19 protein-coding genes and 1 riboswitch are annotated in these 18,368 nt (G+C 40.6%); of the genes, 16 read left to right on the forward strand and 3 right to left on the reverse strand.

The window, feature by feature from the left end:
* Positions 1-21 precede the first annotated feature (21 nt).
* From JI665_RS05225 to JI665_RS05265, 9 genes are all read left to right on the forward strand, one after another.
* Entirely contained in the window at positions 22-1,410 is a 1,389-nt protein-coding gene (locus tag JI665_RS05225) for an aspartate aminotransferase family protein (protein WP_206837169.1), read from the forward strand.
* A gap of 134 nt (positions 1,411-1,544) precedes the next feature.
* Positions 1,545-2,990: an APC family permease gene (locus tag JI665_RS05230; RefSeq protein WP_206837173.1), complete on the forward strand. Its 1,446-nt coding sequence runs from the start codon at positions 1,545-1,547 to the stop codon at positions 2,988-2,990.
* A 115-nt stretch (positions 2,991-3,105) separates the two neighbouring features.
* Positions 3,106-3,252, forward strand: coding sequence for a hypothetical protein (locus JI665_RS05235; RefSeq protein ID WP_206837725.1), 147 nt, complete (start codon positions 3,106-3,108; stop codon positions 3,250-3,252).
* A gap of 22 nt (positions 3,253-3,274) precedes the next feature.
* Positions 3,275-3,445, forward strand: a complete 171-nt coding sequence (locus tag JI665_RS05240; protein ID WP_206837176.1) for a hypothetical protein — start codon at positions 3,275-3,277, stop codon at positions 3,443-3,445.
* Between the two features lie 164 nt (positions 3,446-3,609).
* Positions 3,610-4,638 carry a VanW family protein gene (locus JI665_RS05245; protein WP_244671077.1) on the forward strand — a complete coding sequence of 343 codons (1,029 nt, stop codon included), beginning with the start codon at positions 3,610-3,612 and terminating at the stop codon, positions 4,636-4,638.
* Between the two features lie 303 nt (positions 4,639-4,941).
* A complete protein-coding gene (locus JI665_RS05250) occupies positions 4,942-6,129 on the forward strand; it encodes a CaiB/BaiF CoA transferase family protein (RefSeq protein ID WP_206837180.1) in 1,188 nt (395 codons plus the stop codon).
* A 14-nt stretch (positions 6,130-6,143) separates the two neighbouring features.
* A complete protein-coding gene (locus tag JI665_RS05255) occupies positions 6,144-7,349 on the forward strand; it encodes an acyl-CoA dehydrogenase family protein (RefSeq protein ID WP_206837689.1) in 1,206 nt (401 codons plus the stop codon).
* Positions 7,350-7,431: 82 nt separating this feature from the next.
* A complete protein-coding gene (locus tag JI665_RS05260) occupies positions 7,432-7,743 on the forward strand; it encodes a DUF3870 domain-containing protein (RefSeq protein ID WP_206837183.1) in 312 nt (103 codons plus the stop codon).
* Between the two features lie 342 nt (positions 7,744-8,085).
* Positions 8,086-9,774: a methyl-accepting chemotaxis protein gene (locus tag JI665_RS05265; RefSeq protein WP_206837186.1), complete on the forward strand. Its 1,689-nt coding sequence runs from the start codon at positions 8,086-8,088 to the stop codon at positions 9,772-9,774.
* A 27-nt stretch (positions 9,775-9,801) separates the two neighbouring features.
* On the opposite strand, the gene JI665_RS05270 is transcribed toward JI665_RS05265, so the two are convergent.
* Positions 9,802-10,788 carry a TIGR03943 family putative permease subunit gene (locus JI665_RS05270; protein WP_206837188.1) on the reverse strand — a complete coding sequence of 329 codons (987 nt, stop codon included), beginning with the start codon at positions 10,786-10,788 and terminating at the stop codon, positions 9,802-9,804.
* Between the two features lie 10 nt (positions 10,789-10,798).
* Entirely contained in the window at positions 10,799-11,791 is a 993-nt protein-coding gene (locus JI665_RS05275; RefSeq protein ID WP_206837191.1) for a permease, read from the reverse strand.
* 297 nt (positions 11,792-12,088) lie between these two features.
* Here JI665_RS05275 and JI665_RS05280 point away from each other — a divergent pair, with 297 nt between their 5' ends.
* The 4 genes from JI665_RS05280 (at position 12,089) to JI665_RS05295 (ending at position 14,996) form a co-directional block, all read left to right on the forward strand.
* Positions 12,089-13,291 carry a GTP-binding protein gene (locus JI665_RS05280; protein WP_206837193.1) on the forward strand — a complete coding sequence of 401 codons (1,203 nt, stop codon included), beginning with the start codon at positions 12,089-12,091 and terminating at the stop codon, positions 13,289-13,291.
* Positions 13,288-13,437, forward strand: a complete 150-nt coding sequence (rpmG, locus tag JI665_RS05285; RefSeq protein WP_206837196.1) for a 50S ribosomal protein L33 — start codon at positions 13,288-13,290, stop codon at positions 13,435-13,437. Before JI665_RS05280 ends, rpmG begins: the two co-directional genes overlap by 4 nt.
* A gap of 351 nt (positions 13,438-13,788) precedes the next feature.
* Positions 13,789-14,541 carry an SDR family oxidoreductase gene (locus JI665_RS05290; protein WP_206837199.1) on the forward strand — a complete coding sequence of 251 codons (753 nt, stop codon included), beginning with the start codon at positions 13,789-13,791 and terminating at the stop codon, positions 14,539-14,541.
* A 128-nt stretch (positions 14,542-14,669) separates the two neighbouring features.
* Positions 14,670-14,996 carry a hypothetical protein gene (locus JI665_RS05295; protein WP_206837202.1) on the forward strand — a complete coding sequence of 109 codons (327 nt, stop codon included), beginning with the start codon at positions 14,670-14,672 and terminating at the stop codon, positions 14,994-14,996.
* Between the two features lie 52 nt (positions 14,997-15,048).
* Here the strand turns inward: JI665_RS05295 and JI665_RS05300 are convergent, their stop codons facing one another.
* On the reverse strand, positions 15,049-15,327 hold the full coding sequence (locus JI665_RS05300; RefSeq protein WP_370225039.1) for a phage holin family protein: 279 nt from the start codon (positions 15,325-15,327) through the stop codon (positions 15,049-15,051).
* A 341-nt stretch (positions 15,328-15,668) separates the two neighbouring features.
* On the opposite strand from JI665_RS05300, the gene JI665_RS05305 reads away from it, so the two are divergent.
* The 3 genes from JI665_RS05305 (at position 15,669) to JI665_RS05315 (ending at position 18,204) form a co-directional block, all read left to right on the forward strand.
* Positions 15,669-15,869, forward strand: a complete 201-nt coding sequence (locus tag JI665_RS05305; protein ID WP_009334826.1) for a cold-shock protein — start codon at positions 15,669-15,671, stop codon at positions 15,867-15,869.
* A gap of 116 nt (positions 15,870-15,985) precedes the next feature.
* Positions 15,986-16,570 carry a DUF421 domain-containing protein gene (locus tag JI665_RS05310; RefSeq protein ID WP_206837208.1) on the forward strand — a complete coding sequence of 195 codons (585 nt, stop codon included), beginning with the start codon at positions 15,986-15,988 and terminating at the stop codon, positions 16,568-16,570.
* Between the two features lie 159 nt (positions 16,571-16,729).
* A riboswitch (SAM riboswitch) is annotated at positions 16,730-16,834 on the forward strand.
* Between the two features lie 86 nt (positions 16,835-16,920).
* Positions 16,921-18,204 carry a Na+/H+ antiporter NhaC family protein gene (locus JI665_RS05315; protein ID WP_206837211.1) on the forward strand — a complete coding sequence of 428 codons (1,284 nt, stop codon included), beginning with the start codon at positions 16,921-16,923 and terminating at the stop codon, positions 18,202-18,204.
* The last annotated feature ends 164 nt before the right edge of the window (positions 18,205-18,368 follow it).

Below are 18,368 nucleotides of genomic sequence, written 5' to 3' on the forward strand. Positions count from 1 at the left end.
CATAATAAGGAGGTAATCGCAATGACCACGTATAATAAAGATCAAATCATGAAACTTTTAGAGTTGGATAAAAAGCATTATTTGCATCCAACATCTTCATTAAGACAGCATCAGGAGAGCGGTCCGAAACGGATTTTTACTGAAGGGAAAGGGATATACTTAACCGATGTAAATGGCGTAAGTTATATTGATGCACTGGCATCACTGTGGAATGTAAATGTAGGGCATGGCAGGAAAGATCTCGGGGAGGCAGCGAGCCAGCAGATGGGCAAGCTTGCTTATAGTTCCTCTTTCAATAACCTCTCCCACGAATCTGTTATTCAGCTGTCAGAGAAGCTGGCAAGCATTACACCCGGTGATTTAAATGTGTTCTTTTATACTTCTGGCGGATCTGAATCAAATGATACTGCATTTAAGCTTGTGAGGCATTATTGGAAAATGAAGGGACAGCCGGAGAAAAACAAGATAATTGGTTTAGAGCGTGCGTATCATGGAATTACAATAGGGGCGACAAGCGCAACGGGAATTCAGCAATTTCAAAATATGACAACCTCACTGGCGCCAGATTTTCTCCATGCTGCAGCCCACAAAACGAATTGTGAATTAGGTGACAAGAACGATCCGGACTTTGCCAGAAGCATTCGGGGGATTATTGAAAATGAAGGTCCCGAAAAGATTGCTGCGGTTATAGTGGAACCGATTCAGGGGGCAGGCGGAGTTATTATCCCGCCGAATGGATATTTAGAAGCTGTGCGGGAGCTTTGTGATCAATACGGCATCTTAATGATAGCTGATGAAGTTATTTGCGGTTTTGGCAGAACAGGAAAAATGTTCGGAGTCGATCATTGGAATGTTATACCTGATGTCATGTGTATGGCGAAGGGAATAACGAGTGGTTATATTCCGCTGGGAGCGGTCGCGATTACTGAACGCTTAAGGGACAGCTTGGCTGAATTGTCGGATGATGTCTTATTCCATGGATTTACTTATAGCGGTCATCCCGCTGCCTGTGCAGTTGCTTTAAAAAATATCGAAATTATTGAAAAAGAAAATTTGCCGGCTCATGCAAGTAAGATGGAAAAAGAACTGAAAAAAGGCTTTGAATATTTGACTGAGAATCATTCGCTGGTGACAAAATCACGGGCAAAGGGTTTGATTGGCGCATTTGAATTGTTTGAGAATAGGGAAAAGGGAATTCCCTTTAAACCTGAGAAAATGGCTGCCCAACAGCTGGTTGAAGAATGTCTAACCCGAGGATTAATTGTGAGGGCCGTTACCTTTGGAGGAACAAACATAATTGCCCTCTCACCACCGCTTATTATTAATAGAGAAGAAATTGAAAACATGATTTCGATTTTCTCGGATGCCATTCAGGCGGTTGAAAAGAGTTTAAGATTACAAAGTGTTTAATAGTTTGATGTGGTGCCTATTAATTAGAGTAGGCACTAGAAACAGACAAAAAATCAGAAAATTAATTATATTTAGACTAATAGAGGGTTTGCTTGGGTTTTCTTCATCAAAAAAATTTGAGTGGAGGTAAGCGAATGAGTGAAAACAGGTTTATAAAAACACTAGGAAACCGTGATGTACTTACTCTTGCATTTGGGGCAATGATAGGCTGGGGCTGGGTTGTTACTGCAGGCCTATGGATTACAGAAGCTGGCTCATTGGGTGCTATTCTTGCCTTTGTTATTGGAGGCTTGCTTGTTACTTTTGTTGGTCTAACCTATGCAGAATTGGCATCGGCTCTTCCATTGGCAGGCGGGGAACATGTTTATAGTTTTAAAGCCATGGGCAGGGTAGCCAGTTTTATAACTACATGGGCAATAATTTTAGGGTATGTTTCTGTTGTTGCGTTCGAAGCAGTTGCACTGCCAACGGTTTTTGAGTATTTGATCCCTAATTATAGTATGGGCTACTTATACACAGTGGCAGATTGGGATGTTACGATAACATGGGCAGGGGTAGGTGTCATAGGCTCTATTTTTATCGCCTGGATAAATTATCGCGGCATTAAATTCTCTACTGCTGCCATGTTCATTTTAACATTATTAATTTTAATTGCGGGTGTTTTATTAATAACAGGCAGTTCTTTTTCAGGAAACACACAAAATATGCAGCCATTATTTGAAAAAGGAATGGCAGGGATACTTACCGTTGTAATCATGACGCCATTCATGTTTGTTGGGTTTGATGTCATTCCACAGGCGGCAGAAGAAATAAAGCTTCCACAGAAGCAAATTGGTAAATTATTAATTGTATCTGTTATTATGGCAATTGTTTGGTATATTGCGGTAATTTTCGGCGTTTCCCGTGTGCTAAGTCCCTCTGAAATTGCTCAATCCAATCTTGTTACAGCTGACGCAATGGCAAAAGCCTTTGGAGATAGTCAAATGATGGGAAATCTTCTAGTACTCGGAGGAATAGGCGGAATTCTGACAAGCTGGATTGGGTTCTATGTAGGGGGAAGCCGTGCAATCTATGCACTTGCAAGGGCAGGGATGCTTCCAAAATCTTTAGGAGAACTCCACCCAAAATATAATACCCCTCATAAAGCCATTTTATTGATTGCTGTTTTATCAACAGCTGCACCATTGTTAGGAAGGCCCGCCTTAGTCTGGCTGGTTGATGCAGGCGGTTTGGGTCTAGTAGTAGCTTGGTTTATGGTAGCACTTTCTTTTGTTATTTTGCGTAAAAAGGCTCCAGATATGTACAGGCCATTCCGTCTTCATGGAGGAACCGCGATTGGTTGGATTGCGGTCTTTATGTCTCTTGGCGTTAGTATTTTATATATGCCAGGAATGCCTTCAGCATTAATCTGGCCTTACGAATGGGCCATCGTATTTGCCTGGATTGTCCTCGGCTTTGTTTTTTATAAAACCTCCATGTCTAAATACGGAACAGAATACTCTAATAAACATATGAATGACGAAATAGCCCGAGTCATAACATACGACAACCAAACCGACATAAAGGAAAAAAGCAGCTAATGGGACAGGTATCTATAGCACTAAAGCAAACTGGTATAGGTACCTGGTACATTTTTTGAGTATAAAAAAAGTGCAGCTGTTTCAAAATAAAAACACTTTCAACTATGGAGGGTACATGATGGGTGAAAAGTGTTTTTATTGCACTGATGAGATTGAAGGAAATCAATTGCATCTGATTACATTTGATGTGGCCGATCAAGAGAGAGAAGAAGTTTTATGTAAAGGCTGTTATCATGAATGGCTGCATGGGATTAAGGAATAGAAAAGAGTATTGGGAGGCTATTATGAAAAAAGATAATAATCAGTTCCGCCCTGAAAGCAGCAATGAGGGATTTAGTAGTGAGTCTTCGTCAGAAGGGACACTTGAAATTAGTTCAACAGGGTATGGGCTAGAGTCTGTTCCGAAAGAAGAAGCCGGCCATCGGGAAAATTCACCCGGCTGTGGGGGATTATAATGAAAGCGTCTGCTGCTGCAGGCGTTTTTTTAATTCAGGAAAAAAGGTACAAACTGAGCTGCTGTTATGCAGGAATACCTCTTTCCCGACTTGAATACAATATGAAAATGGAAACGACTTCCTAAAAAGAGAAAGGAAGAATACAAGAAAAAGCTGGGGGAAAAATGAGTAAGCTAAAATGGGGAATTTTATTAATGTTGATTGGAAGTTTAATAGGATTAGCCGGGTGTTCAGGGAAAGCAGCAGGAGATAATGAGCCGGAGAAAAAGCCGGCAGAAGAGAAGGTAAAGGAGGAAGAACTTGCCAAAGAGGAGGCAAGGGAAGAAGAGCAGGCAAAAGAGGAGGAGAAGAAGGAAGATGTAAAACCGATTGTGGTTAATGTTACCGATCCTAATACAAAGGCTGTGCTTAAGACCTTTAGCCCTGCTGAGATGGGGTTTGGAAATGACGATGAAAAATATAAAGCAAATCTGGCCAAATGGGCCAAAGAACTGGCGCGTGGTACGGATACAAAGCAAGGCTATGACCAAAGGATGACCCTTGATAAAATAGAGCCGGATGGGAAGGTAATTAAAGGGCAGCCCGAAATCATTCTTGAAGAAAATGAACTAGTGGATAAGATTATTGCTGCGTCTGTAAGCGGAGGGGATGTTGAATTGCCTCTCTATGTTACTGAAAGCGGATATAGCCCTGAAGATGTTCCGAGCTTGGATGAAGTGGTAGTCGCCTCTTATACCACCTACTTCAATAGCGGAGTAGCCGGCAGAACGAAAAATATAGAGCTTTCCGCCGAGGCCATTAATAATATTATCCTTGGTGAGGGCGATCATTTTTCCTTTAATACAACAGTGGGTCCAAGTGACGCAGCCCATGGTTATCAGCCGGCAGAAGAAGCTATCAATGGTAAGCTTGTTATGGGAATTGGAGGAGGGATCTGCCAGACTTCCTCCACTTTATTTAACGCAGTTGACAAGGTCGGGGTAAGCTATGTAGAAAAGCATCACCATTCCGTAACAGTAGGTTATGTTCCAAAAGGAAGAGATGCAACAGTATCTTATGGAGGCAAAGATTTTAGATTTGAAAACACAACTGGTATACCCCTCCTTGTAAAAGCACATTTCGGTAATGGCGTATTGACTATCGAGCTAAGAACCTCCAAGGAATATTCAGGAATTTTGAAAAAAGCTGTTTAATAAGTGCCGGGTACCTGGATCCTTTAGCAAACTGGTATAGGTACCTGGTGAATTAATGTTGAAATATTCAGTTAATTATTATATAATGAGCTTAACAAACCGATGACAGCAATTTCCTTGCTGCATGCACGGCTTGAAGTTTTAATTCAAATTAATGCCCCAAGGATTGACTTTGTTCACTTGAACTTCCTTTCCGGAAGACGAGCCTTGAATAAGAGTCAGTAAGGCTTTCAATGTCTTCATAGACATTGTCTGTTTTGCTGACTCTTTTTGTTTTTTAAAATTTATGAAAGAGGTGAAAAAGTGAAGGGTGCTTTAGAGGGAATCCGAATAATCGATGTATCAAGGGTGCTGGCCGGTCCTTTTTGCTCCATGATTCTTGGTGATTTAGGAGCCGAGGTGATTAAGATAGAGCATTATAAAACCGGTGATGAAACACGGGGCTGGGGTCCGCCTTTTTTAAATGGAGAAAGTGCCTATTATTTATGTGCGAATAGGAATAAGCAGAGCATTTCACTAAACCTAAAAGCTGAAGAGGGGAAAGAAATTTTCAGGAAACTTGTCTCAACAGGAGACGTAGTTGTGCAAAACTTCAAATCAGGGACGCTGGAAAAAATGAACTTGGGCTACGAAAGTTTGAAAGAAATGAACCCTTCTTTAATTATGGCTTCCATTACTGGATTTGGTTTAACCGGACCATATAAGGACTTGCCGGGATATGACTACATTATTCAGGCGATGAGTGGACTAATGAGCATAACTGGAGAGCCGGATGGGAGCCCATTGAAGGTAGGTGTTGCAATTGCGGATGTACTAACCGGCCTTTATACATGTATAGGCATCTTATCTGCTCTCCAGCATCGGAACAAAACAGGGGAGGGGCAGGAAATTGATATTTCCTTAATGGATTGCCAGGTTTCTTCACTAATTAATGTTGCCAGCAATTATTTATGCAGCGGAGTAACTCCAAAACGTTTAGGAAACCATCACCCAAATATAGTTCCATACCAGGTGTTTTCTGCAAAAGATGGTGAACTTGTTATAGCAGTAGGGAATGATGAGCAATTTAAGCGATTTTCAGCTGCTTTGGGCAGGCAGGACTTATCTGAAATGAATGAGTTTATTCATAATGAGAACCGTTTGGAGAATAAATCGAAGCTTATTCCAATACTTGAAGAACTGCTCTCAAAAAAAACAAAAAAGGAGTGGAAAGACATTTTGGATAAAGCGGCAATTCCCAACGGCCCTATCAATTCTGTTCAAGAAATTTTTGATGACCCGCAAATAAGATCCAGAGAAATGGTAGTCGATATGGATCATCCTTATATTGAAACTCTTAGACTTACCGGTTCACCGATTAAGCTCTCTAAATCACCTGTAAAAATGAGGCATCATCCTCCCATGTTTGGTGAGCACACAGAAAGCATTTTGGAGCAGCTCGGTTACCATCCCGACCAAATTGACAGGTTTAGAAAAAATCAAATTATATAGGAGGAATTGAAATGATGAACTTCGAATTATCTGATGAGCAGCAAAGTGTGAAAAAATTAGTGAAAAGGTTTGTAGACAAGGAAATTATTCCAAATATTCAGGAGTGGGACCGACAAGGTCAATTTGAACCTTCAATACTAAAAAAATTAGCTGAATTGCATTTAATGGGTGTTTGTATCCCTGAGGAATATGGCGGTGCAGGGATGGATTACAACACTTTGGCAATTGTCTGTGAAGAGCTGGAGCGTGGAGATACTGCCTACCGTACTGCGGTATCTGTCCATACAGGATTAAATAGTATGACATTGCTTCAATGGGGAACCGAAGAGCAAAAACAGAAGTATTTAGTGCCGCAAGCACAAGGCAAACAGGTAGGAGCATTTGGCTTAACCGAGCCCAATGCAGGGTCGGATGCAGCTGCAATGAATTCAACTGCCATGCGGGATGGAGACTCTTATATTCTAAATGGATCAAAGACGTGGATTTCACTTTGTGATGCAGCGGATAATTTCCTCATTTTTGCTAAAACAGAACATGATATTGGGCACAAGGGTATTACTGGATTTATAGTTGAACGAAACTTCCCGGGTGTAGAAACCAAGGCCATTAAAGGAAAGCTGGGAATAAGGGCAGGCAATACGGGAGAGGTATTTTTGTCTGATGTAAGAGTGCCTGTATCAAATAGGATTGGTGAAGAAGGAGAAGGTTTTAAAATTGCCATGTCAGCATTAGATAATGGCCGATTTACTGTAGCAGCAGGGGCGGTTGGCTTAATTGAAGCCAGTCTGGAAGCCAGTCTAAAATATTGCCATGAACGCAAAACTTTTGGCAAGGAAATAGGAAGGCATCAGCTCGTTCAGCAGATGATTGCAAAAATGAGTGCCAATTTGGAGATTTCCAGATTGCTTGTGTTTAAAGCAGGCTGGCTAAAAAATCAAGGGAAAAGGAATACAAAAGAAACGTCCCTTGCGAAATGGATAGCATGCAATGCAGCTTTCGAAGCTGCCAATGATGCCGTTCAAATCCACGGTGCATATGGCTATTCAGATGAATATCCGGTTGAGCGCTTTTTAAGAAACTCAAAAGCTCCGGTGATTTACGAGGGAACAAGAGAAATTCACACTATTATGCAAGGAGAATATGCTCTGGGATACAGGGAGGATAAGCAGCTTCGAAAGCAGCTGCCAGCGTGGCCATTTGAAGAAGTATCAGTCCATTAAGTAAGGGAAACATGGCAGATAGCATTCTGTTTAATTGGCAAACACCCATTTTCCTGAGAGTGACAAAAGGGAGAACAATAGTATGAACACTTATTTTATTGCCGGCCATGCCAAACTTCCGCAGGGTATGGCTGCGAGAAACCTGTATGATTCTATTACAATTACATTGGAACTTGACTTTAAATATGGCGTGATAGTAGATTCATCATGTACACTCGCCACTCAGCATGGTCGTGAATATATCCGCCAGCTTCTTAGAGGCTATTGTTTGGGGGAAGGGGTTGAAGAACTCATAGAAAAGGTTCAGCACCATTATCGGGGGAAAGCCGGACAGGCGATTCAGGCAGCACTTAAGGATGTCTATCTCCAGTATGAGCTTGTTTTGTCTAAATAAATTATCAGGAGAACCTAGCCAGGTAAAGGCTGTAGAAGTGTTTGGACTCTGTTCGATGAATAAATAAGCAAAAAGCGGAGGGGTTTGTCCACACCTTTTCAGTCCCTTTTAATACAATAATATAGAAGATCTCCTCCCTAAGGATCTTTGGTCTGCATAGTCGCCGCTAATCTGCCAGCCGGATTAGCGGCATTTTTTTATTTTTGATGCAAATAATCGTGAAAGGGAGAGAATTTTCTGTAAATATATGAGTTAATAGGTAAAAAGAACCTGACTTACCGGGTACGTTCATGTTAAATTATAAGTAGAATATCCTATTTTATATGGAAATGAGGAAAAGTCATGAAATTATCTGTGGCAAAAAAACTGTTCCTCGGGTTTTTATCTGTCCTTTTATTATTTGGTCTTGTCTCCTGTTTATCGAATTTTGAACTCAGTAACGTTAACCGAAATTATCAGAGCTTACTAGATGAAAATGTCTCTGAAGTGATGCTTGTAAAAACCCTTAAGGCAGAGCTTATGAATGAAGCAGGGGGAATCCGCGGCTATCTCCTGACAGGTGACTCTACATATCTTAGTGACTATGAAAGTTCCCGCAAGAGAATGGAACATCATATCAATGAACTGAATAAATTAACCAGCAATAAAGAAGAAAAGGAAATGGCGAAGGAGCTGAAAGTGCTCCATGATCGCTACCAGAGCATTATTGATAAAGAAATTAAATTTAAGCTGGAAGATAATAATGCATACATGTCATTAGTTGAAACCTCTGATAAACAGGTCAGCCAGGAATTCAACAAAAAAGCGGATGAACTTGTAAAATTTTATGAAGCCCAATTAGATGCTGGGATAAATGAAACAGTTTCCAGCGTAAAATCAGCTAAGTTCATTACTTTAATCATTACGATTGCTGCCATCCTGTCTGCGATGACGATCGCTTATTTTATAAGCAGAAAGATTTCAAGGCCGATAAATCTGGCTGCAGCTATGATAGACAAGGTAGCTGGAGGAGATTTAAGCCAGGGCTCCATTAAAGTGAAAAACAGGGATGAAATAGGAGCGTTTATTTTATCTTTAAATAAGATGGTAAAAGATTTGAGATCTGTGGTCAGCCAGGTAAGAAGCACTTCAGAACAAGTTGCATCAAGCAGTGAGGAACTGGCTGCGAGTGCAGAGGAAAGTTCATTGGCTTCTGAACAGGTTGCAGCTATTTCACAAAAAAATGCCCTTGGCACTGAACAGCAGCTTTACCGTTTTAGAGAGGTATCTTCTTCAATGGAGGAGATTGCTTACGGAATGCAGCAGATTTCTTCCAGCAGCGAGCTAATGCTTGAAGCAGCAGAAAAAACTGATTACTTGACTAAAAAAGGCACTAAATCAGTCGAAAATGTTGTAAGGCAGATGAATGAAATAAATACATCTGTAGGAGAAGCCACACAGTATATTTATACGCTCGAATCACGATCAAAAGAAATCAGCAATATCGTGGAACTGATCACCGCTATCGCGGAGCAGACCAATTTGCTTGCACTCAATGCTGCCATTGAAGCTGCAAGGGCTGGTGAACATGGCAGGGGCTTTTCGGTTGTAGCTGATGAAGTCCGCAAACTCGCAGAGGGTTCCAAACAATCTGCTGTTCAGATTCAGCAAATGATTGGAATTGTTCAGGAAGAAACAAAGCAGGCTGTTCAGGCAATGGAGAAAGGGAATGAACAGGTAAAAGATGGCCTTGAAGATACGATGGAAGCAAGTGCTGCTTTTGCCGAAATCAGCCATTCAATGGGCGATGTAACACATAAAGTCGAGGAAGTTTCATCCTCAGTGGAGGAGCTGACGGCCTTAACCAGCCAGATCATTGAAGTCATGACAAATGTGCAGGACATTTCAGAAAAAAATGCAGCAGCTTCACAGGAAACGTCTGCCGCAACAGAAGAACAGCTTGCTACAATGGAAGAAGTATCATCATCATCCGGGTCACTTGCAAAACTAGCTGAAGAATTGCAGGAAGTTGTGTCGAGATTTAAATTATAAAAGGGACTCAGCTGAGTCCCTTTTGTACTATAAGATTTTGATGGTTAATGGATACAGATATGGAATAAACGGCTCCTCAATTTCTTTCCATTCCTTAATTTTAATCAGAGGCAGCTCTGTCCCATTATAGGCTGCCTTGTCTATGACTCCGCTAACTTTGACCCACATATTATCATAGAGTTCCGGAGCTTCCTCCATTTCTGATAGAAAGCCAATCATACTTGCATCTGCCACACAATGTGTAATCAAAAACCTCGAAATGACAAGCTGATTGGAACCAAGTCCTTCTTCTTTATATATAAATCCCTGAAATTCAATTTCCCTGCCAATGAATTTATCAATATCTTTACTGATTTCCTCATAATACAAACTAAAAACTTTATCATCCATCTTAATAGCAGGAGCCGAATAAAGGTCCTTTTTTAATTGCTCAAACTCTTCATTGGATATTTCCTCTACTTCTTCATTTACAGAAAGGTCATGCTCCAGCTCCTCTCCTTCTTCCAGCTCTTCTTCAAATGAAAAGTCTTCAAGTTCAAAGTCTGATACATCTGCCTTTTCATCAGAGCCAGCCGATGTATTCACCTCTTGTTTTTGATTGCCAAGTATGGCCAGCCCGCCTTTCTTTTCAGCAATGGAAGCATCAAGCGTCTTTGCAGGCAAGAAGAATCCTGTTAATAACGGAATTAATATAATGGAATATGACAGCAGCTTTTTACCAGTAAACGGTGTATCTCCATGGTCATGATCATGAGAACAGCTTTGATCATCATGGCGGGAGCAGTCCTGACCGTGGTGGTGTTCGTGAACAACTTCTTCTCTTTGGTAGGTCCATATCCTGGTAATCTGAATAAAAAATAAAAATAAAAATAGAATGGAAGCGGATTGGCTTAACCGGACATATTTTGGATTAATATATTTAGTTATGTCTCCTGTATAATGGAGCTGAAAAATCAGTCCGCAAAAAGCCAGTAGAATCAGCGCCCTCAACGCCTGCTGAAAATGGATTTTCATAGCAATCCTCCTAAATGAAATTCTGTACAAGAAGCAGCGTGAAAAAGACAACGGAAGCAGTCAGCGCTAATACCCCAAGAACAAACTTCATCCTAAACACACTAAGCATCATGATTGTATTTTTAAAATCGATCATCGGCCCGAAGATCAAAAACCCCAGTATGGAAGACTTAGGAAATATGCTGCTGAATGAAGCACCAATAAATGCGTCGGCCTCGGAGCATAGTGACAAAACATAAGCAAAACCCATCATGATCAGCAAGGATACTACCGGATTATCTGCACTTTGCAAAAATGTTTTTGCCGGCATATAGACTTGTACTATGGAAGCTAATAAAGCACCAATAATTAAATATTTGGCCATGTCAAAAAATTCATCGATTGAATGGGTCAGCATCGACCAAACCCTGTCAAGGAAGGAACGATTTTTTTCGCTGCTGTGGGGCAAGTGAATACTTTCCTTTAATTGCCCGGACTTAAAGATGATGCTCACGCTAAAGGCAACTATTATGGCAATTAGGAATCCCAGTCCCATTCGTAAGCCCGCCATTTCAAAATCGTTTCCAAAAGCCATGTATGTAGAAGCAATGACGATGGGATTAATCAGGGGGCCAGTCAGCATAAAACCAATCGCTGCATATACTGGAACACCCTTAGACATAAGCCGCCGGATGATGGGGACAATACCGCATTCACACGCTGGAAAAAGGGCGCCTGCCACACAGCTCATGACAACAGCAGCCGTTCTATTTTTCGGAATCCACCTTTTTATATGGTCTTCTGTAATGAAAATTTGGATAAACCCTGCAATCAGCACACCTATCAGGACAAAAGGCAACGCTTCTATTAGGATGCTGATAAAGATAACATTCAGATTTAACAGAGAAGGGGGAACATCAAAAGATAAACCTAAGCCAGAGCTGAAAGATATGAAATATACCAGAATGGCTATCAAAATTATGCCCGTTATATCAATGATATGGCTGCGAAAAACTCGGTTCATAAGTATCCTCCTGTATTTAAAAATCGTAATGATTTCGTTTTATACTCTATATTAATTTTATGAAAATGTAAATGGGATTATGAGCATTTTGAAAGGATAGGAGAATCGAAGGGGAAAAAAATATATAGTTAATCCTTGCAATCGAAAGAAAATTTTAATATGATTTAAATCGTAACAATTACGATTTATTAAAAACCCACCAATATTTTCGAGTCAACACTACATCTAATCAGATGAGGGGGTACTAACCTGTTATAAATCGCAATGAATACTATTTATGTTAAAAGGAGAGAATCCATGACACAAAAGATACCCGTCACTGTACTGAGCGGCTATTTAGGTTCAGGAAAGACCACTCTGCTGAACCACATTTTAAATAATCGCGGCAATAAGAAAATGGCAGTTATTGTGAATGATATGAGTGAAGTCAACATTGACGCATCCATGGTAAAAAAAGGCGGGTTTTCCAGAACCAATGAAAAACTGGTGGAGCTTCAAAACGGCTGCATCTGCTGTACTTTGAGAGAAGACTTAATGATAGAAGTGGAAAAGCTGGTTAACGAAGGGGATATCGAAAATATCCTGATTGAATCCTCAGGCATCTCAGAACCTGTTCCGGTTGCTCAGACCTTTACTTATATGGATGAAAGTTTAGGAGTTAATCTTTCGGAAAGATGCACGCTTGACACAATGGTAACAGTTGTAGATGCAAATCGATTTTGGCATGACTTTGCATGCGGAGAAACTCTGCTGGACCGTAAACAGGGCACAGATGAAAGTGATGTACGGGAAGTTGTTGATTTATTAATTGACCAAATAGAATTTGCGAATGTCATAGTGCTGAACAAGATGGATTTGGTTGATCCGGAAAGCGCTGATGAGCTTAAGGCAGTATTAGAAAAGTTAAATCCTGAAGCGAAAATTATTAAAGCCGTACATTCAGAGATTGAACCGGAAGAGATCCTTAATACTCGTCTTTTTGATTTTGAAACGGCGAGCCAGGGAGCAGGCTGGATTAAGGAGCTTAATGAGGAACACACACCGGAAACGGAAGAATATGGAATTTCATCCTTTGTATATAAAAGGAAAAGGCCTTTCCATCCAGAAAGATTCATGCAATGGCTGGAGAATATCCCTGCAGATATTGTGAGAGCCAAAGGCTTTTTCTGGTTGGCGTCACGCAATGACATGGCCGGGCTCCTGTCCCAGGCAGGACCGTCCATAACACTGCAAGGTGCTGGCGAATGGATTGCAGCCCTTCCAGAGGCGGAAAAAAACGAAATTTTAAAGGAAGAACCAGAACTGCTTGATAGATGGGATAACGATTTTGGTGACAGGATGACAGAACTTGTATTCATTGGCATGGGTATGAAAAATGAAGAGATTGCAACAAGACTGGATGATTGTTTACTAACGGATAAAGAAATGTGTTCAGACTGGAGCATGCTGGCTGACCGGCTGCCAGCTTATTATTCTAATATGATGGAGGAAGTGAAATGAGAGTGAAAATTACCTTGGCATGCACAGAAACAGGGGATCGCAATTATATTACAACCAAAAATAAAAGAAATAATCCTGATCGGATTGAATTAATGAAATACTCTTCAAAACTAAAAAAACACACCCTTCACAGGGAAACAAAATAACATCATCGTTCCCTTTAATGTTTGGCGGAGTACTGACGAAAACTAACAGAGCACCCTGAAATATTATCTTGCTTTTTCCTGTTCTTGCAGATATGCTCAAAATAGGAGATATACGGAAGGGGAATTGAGATTCTATTATGTGGCAAAACTTGTAATCATTTAAAGCTTATATAGAACAGCATCTCTTAATAAAGGTAGAGATTTGTCTATTCTTATAAATGATAAAACAAGGAATGACTGCTGTGGAAACTCAAACCATGAATGGCAGATACCTTGTTGTGTATCTGCCTTTTTATTGGAATCTTTATCTCCAGGCTAGCTGCAGCAGGCCCAAAATGGAGGGAACGCTGAATGGATCAGCAGAATAAAACTGCAATTGTTACAGGCGTCAGCAGCCATAAAGGCATTGGTGCTGCTATTTGCCGAAAGCTAGCCAGCCGAAGTTTTAATATATTTTTTACTTATTGGGATGCCGAGCCCCATTGGGAAAAAGAATTCTGCAAGGTAATATCGGAAAGCGGTGTTGCATGCAAAGGCCTTGAAGCAGACTTATCGGATGGTCAATCAGCAGAAAAGGTACTGGAATCCGTTGCCTTAACAGTTGGAAAGCCGATGGTCCTCGTTAATAATGCAGCACATTCAACTAGAGATGGTTATCTTGATCTTGACGCAAAAACTCTGGACGCACACTATGCGGTTAATATGAGAGCCGTATTTCTTCTTTGTACAGAATTCTCCAAAAGATTTCCGGAATGGAAGTTGCCATATGGAAGAATTATTAATATGACTTCAGGACAGGAGCTGGGACCAATGCCCGGTGAACTGGCCTATGCTTCTACTAAAGCAGCCATTACGACATTTACCAGATCTCTGTCAACAGAAATTGCTCATTTAGGAATAACCGTCAATGCGATTAACCCTGGTCCAACCGACTCCACATGGATGAATGCGGAGATAAGAAATCACCTTTTGCCTAAATTTCCTGCCGGCAGAATCGGCCAGCCTGAAGACGCAGCCAATCTGGCAGCATTTCTGGCAAGTGAAGATTCAAAGTGGGTAACAGGGCAGGTGATTCATTCCGAGGGAGGGTTTATTCGCGGGTAACCTAAAGGCAAGTGACATTTATTTAACAAATCTCTGCTATTTATATCATTTTTGATACAAAATACCCAAAAGGGTTTATTGATCTCCTCCAAATGTGTATAAATAGAAGCTATAGAGGGGAGAGACCTATGTTAAATTTATTAAATGACCCTGATTTTGTGCAAAAGTGTGAAACTGCTTCCCCGCTTGAAATAGTTGAACATTTAACAGGCGGCAATATTAGAGGATTGGAAAAAATCGCTTTGGGTACGCTTGCAAACAGAAAACAGCTTCCGCAAAATGTCGTGAATGTCCTGATTGTTTATTTTTTCAGCACATTTGCCAATAAAGTATATGACCGAAATGATCTTGCAAGGCTTTATGATTCCTGGGCATCGAATCATGTATACAGTTTTGCAAAAGCACAGGAAATGACAGCAGAAGATATTGAAAAAGTCCTGGCCGGCTTAAAATAATAGAGTAAATAAAAAGTTCAGCCCAAGCGGGATGAACTTTTTTTGATATAACCTATTTCTTTTTATTGCTGTATGCACCTTCTATTGTCTGTTTCATCATTTGATGTCCGAGCACTGCAACACCTGCCGCAACAATTCCGTTAAGGAGCCCTTCAAAAGAAAACCCAAATGCAAAGCTGCCTGCGGAAACCGAAATGATCACAAGAATCCATACGATGGACCAGTCAGGGACTTTTGGTGTCTGTTTCAATGCATAACCAATTACCCACAAAGCAGGCACCAGCATGTAATAATTCTGGTTTAAAAAATCATATAAGTTCAATGCACTCACCTCCTGATATTATTTTCTATATTTTATGAAAGCCTCATATAATTGGTTTGTTTGCTCGCCTCTAAAATAGGAGAAGCTATCTTTAATAGATATATATATAATTGAATGCTGATAAATGGCGGAATAGTTTGAAAATTACCTTCTTCAGACGGCCATGCTAGTTGACATTTCTCCCTATAAATGCTAAATTTGAATCAGCCGTTATGCATCGTGTTTATATTTTGCTAGCTGCTTTTTCAACCGTTAGGCAATGGTCTGGATGAGTAATGAACGTAAAGTTATAAGCGTGTATATGGTGAATTTACACATGGCTTTTTCTAGCCAATAGGAGGATTTTTTTCATGAAAAACGGTAAAGTAAAATGGTTCAATGCTGAAAAAGGTTTCGGATTCATCGAAGGTGAAGACGGAAACGACGTATTCGTACATTACTCTGCTATCCAATCTGAAGGTTTCAAATCTTTAGAAGAAGGCCAAGAAGTTTCTTTCGAAGTTGTTGAAGGTGCACGCGGACCTCAAGCAGCTAACGTAACTAAACTATAATCGACAGACCCATACAAAAACAGCCTGGCCATATGGTCAGGCTGTTTTATTTTTCACCGATTGTATATATGTACCTGCTATGCCATACCCTATGAGAAAAAGGGAGGTGGCAATAGATGAACTTTATATGGGAATCAGTCCTTTTAATATTTTCAGGGGTATTGCTTTTGCGTGTGGCCGGAAGAAAATCCATCTCGCAAATGACACTAGCCCAAACAGTTGTGATGATTTCAATAGGCACCATCATTATTCAGCCGATCGTTGAGACTAGTGTTTGGAAAACGATTGTGGCAGCAGCTATCTTAATTGGATCATTAATATTAATGGAATATCTTCAGGTTAAGTTTAATTTTGTTGAAAAATTTATCACGGGCAAATCTAAAATAGTGATTGAGGATGGGAAACTTAAAACAGCAAATATGAGGAAATTGCGCTTTACAGCTGATCAGCTGGAAATGAGGCTCAGAACCAGCGGAATCACAAAAATTTCAGATGTCAAAATGGCAACTCTTGAACCGAATGGACAGCTTGGGTATGAGTTAATGAATGATGCGAAGCCTTTAACTGTTGGAGAGTTTAAAAGGCTTATGGGAGAAATGATTTTGCAGTCACCCGTTCAGCCTGCACCTCAAGCCTCAGATGATATTTTTCAGGAGCTGAAAAAGGGGCATAACCCTCCAAATTCTAAAGAACTTCACTAGTTTTTAGCCGCATTGCGGCTTTTTTTAATTTCAATCTCCGTTATTCACCTTTAAAGTATTATTCAGATTCTTAATCCACAACAAAAAAGTGCTTGAAGTTTCACGAGTTTCCTGTATAATTTTCAAACGTGAGTTATTTCAGAATAATTTCATATGAATCGCTTATCAAGAGAGACTGAGGGACTGGCCCGAAGATGTCTCGGCAGCGGGCTCTATAGAGCGCTGTGCCAAATCCAGCAAGCATAGGTGCTTGGCAGATAAGAAGAGAACGATTGATTTGTTAAGATCTCTTCTTGCTTGAAGAGGTCTTTTTATTTTGCTGGAAAATCTATTCGGAGAGGAGATTTTTAATGAAAAACAAAGGCAATCCCTGGGCTTTATTGCCGCTTATGGCTTTCCTTCTAATTTTTATTGGAAGCGGCATAGTAACAGGAGATTTCAATAGCATTCCAATCATTGTCATTGTATCCGCTACAGCCGGAATAGCACTGGCAATGAACAGAAAAAAGCCGTTTATGGAAAAAGTGGAGATATTCACGAAAGGAGCAGGACATCCTGATATTATTTTAATGGCCATCATTTTTATCCTGGCAGGGGCCTTTTCTGGAACGGCTAAAGGTATGGGTGCGGTTGATTCGACCGTGAATCTTGCACTCTCATTCATCCCTCAGAATCTGCTGATGGTCGGAATTTTTATCATTGCCTGCTTTATTTCACTATCGATGGGAACGTCCATGGGGACCGTTGTGGCACTTGCTCCAATTGGTATAGCTCTTTCTGCAGAAACAGATATATCTGTAGCATTGGCCATGGCAGCAATAATAGGCGGTGCCATGTTTGGGGATAATCTTTCCGTTATTTCTGATACGACCATTGCAGCGGTCAGGACACAAGGAACGAGAATGACCGATAAATTCCGTGTGAATTTCTTAATCGTCCTGCCTGCTGCATTGCTTACAGCTTTGATTCTTGGGATTTTAACTGCTGGTCAGGAAAGCGCGGTAACAAGCGGGGATTACAGTTTTTTGAAAGTTGTTCCTTATCTGGGCGTATTGGCTGCAGCTTTACTTGGCATGAATGTCATTCTTGTGCTTAGCGGGGGTATTCTGCTTGCAGGACTGATCGGAATCGCAGATGGCAGCTATACTTTTGTTTCATTCCTTCAGATGATTGCCGAGGGAATGGCCGGCATGCAGACCCTTGCGATAATCGCAATACTCATTGGCGGATTGGTTGAGATCATCCGTTTTAATGGCGGAATCGATTACTTGCTGCACATGGCTACAAGCAAAATAAAATCCCGCAGGGGAGCTGAATTTGGTATTGCGTCACTTGTCTCTCTGACCAATTTATCTACAGCCAATAACACAATTGCCATCATTATTGCAGGGCCGCTTGCCAAAAAAATTGCAGATCAATATGAGATTGATCCGCGTAAATCAGCAAGTATTCTTGATATATTTGCCTGTTTTGTACAAGGGACTATCCCATATGGGGCTCAGATGCTGGCTGCTTCCGGGCTCGCTGCCATATCTCCTGTGAGCATCATGACATATTCCATTTATCCAATATTAATTGGCATTTGCGGCATTATTGCCATTTTGATCAACTTTCCTAACCTAAAAAAGCAATAGAAGAAAGAGCCTATGTTGGCTCTTTTTCTTTTTGAACAATGCTATGTTTTGGATAAAATCCCTGATATAATTAGAACGAATGTTCTATTAAATTTTGCTGAGCCTCTGCCGTTTTTTGATTTGGTATAATGGTAACATTGCAGAAAGAATCTCAGGCAAGGAAA

Origin of the sequence: Bacillus sp. NTK034 (assembly GCF_017303275.1) — a bacterium.
In the GTDB taxonomy this organism is placed as follows: Bacteria; Bacillota; Bacilli; order Bacillales; family Cytobacillaceae; genus Cytobacillus.

Bases quoted from the DNA above. Each gene is read 5' to 3' on its own strand.
- JI665_RS05225 (WP_206837169.1), top strand. From the start codon at position 22: ATGACCACGTATAATAAAGATCAAATCATGAAACTTTTAGAGTTGGAT.
- JI665_RS05230 (WP_206837173.1), top strand. From the start codon at position 1,545: ATGAGTGAAAACAGGTTTATAAAAACACTAGGAAACCGTGATGTACTT.
- JI665_RS05235 (WP_206837725.1), top strand. From the start codon at position 3,106: ATGATGGGTGAAAAGTGTTTTTATTGCACTGATGAGATTGAAGGAAAT.
- JI665_RS05240 (WP_206837176.1), top strand. From the start codon at position 3,275: ATGAAAAAAGATAATAATCAGTTCCGCCCTGAAAGCAGCAATGAGGGA.
- JI665_RS05245 (WP_244671077.1), top strand. From the start codon at position 3,610: ATGAGTAAGCTAAAATGGGGAATTTTATTAATGTTGATTGGAAGTTTA.
- JI665_RS05255 (WP_206837689.1), top strand. From the start codon at position 6,144: ATGAACTTCGAATTATCTGATGAGCAGCAAAGTGTGAAAAAATTAGTG.
- JI665_RS05260 (WP_206837183.1), top strand. From the start codon at position 7,432: ATGAACACTTATTTTATTGCCGGCCATGCCAAACTTCCGCAGGGTATG.
- JI665_RS05265 (WP_206837186.1), top strand. From the start codon at position 8,086: ATGAAATTATCTGTGGCAAAAAAACTGTTCCTCGGGTTTTTATCTGTC.
- JI665_RS05270 (WP_206837188.1), bottom strand. From the start codon at position 10,788: ATGAAAATCCATTTTCAGCAGGCGTTGAGGGCGCTGATTCTACTGGCT.
- JI665_RS05275 (WP_206837191.1), bottom strand. From the start codon at position 11,791: ATGAACCGAGTTTTTCGCAGCCATATCATTGATATAACGGGCATAATT.
- JI665_RS05280 (WP_206837193.1), top strand. From the start codon at position 12,089: ATGACACAAAAGATACCCGTCACTGTACTGAGCGGCTATTTAGGTTCA.
- rpmG (WP_206837196.1), top strand. From the start codon at position 13,288: ATGAGAGTGAAAATTACCTTGGCATGCACAGAAACAGGGGATCGCAAT.
- JI665_RS05290 (WP_206837199.1), top strand. From the start codon at position 13,789: ATGGATCAGCAGAATAAAACTGCAATTGTTACAGGCGTCAGCAGCCAT.
- JI665_RS05295 (WP_206837202.1), top strand. From the start codon at position 14,670: ATGTTAAATTTATTAAATGACCCTGATTTTGTGCAAAAGTGTGAAACT.
- JI665_RS05305 (WP_009334826.1), top strand. From the start codon at position 15,669: ATGAAAAACGGTAAAGTAAAATGGTTCAATGCTGAAAAAGGTTTCGGA.
- JI665_RS05310 (WP_206837208.1), top strand. From the start codon at position 15,986: ATGAACTTTATATGGGAATCAGTCCTTTTAATATTTTCAGGGGTATTG.
- JI665_RS05315 (WP_206837211.1), top strand. From the start codon at position 16,921: ATGAAAAACAAAGGCAATCCCTGGGCTTTATTGCCGCTTATGGCTTTC.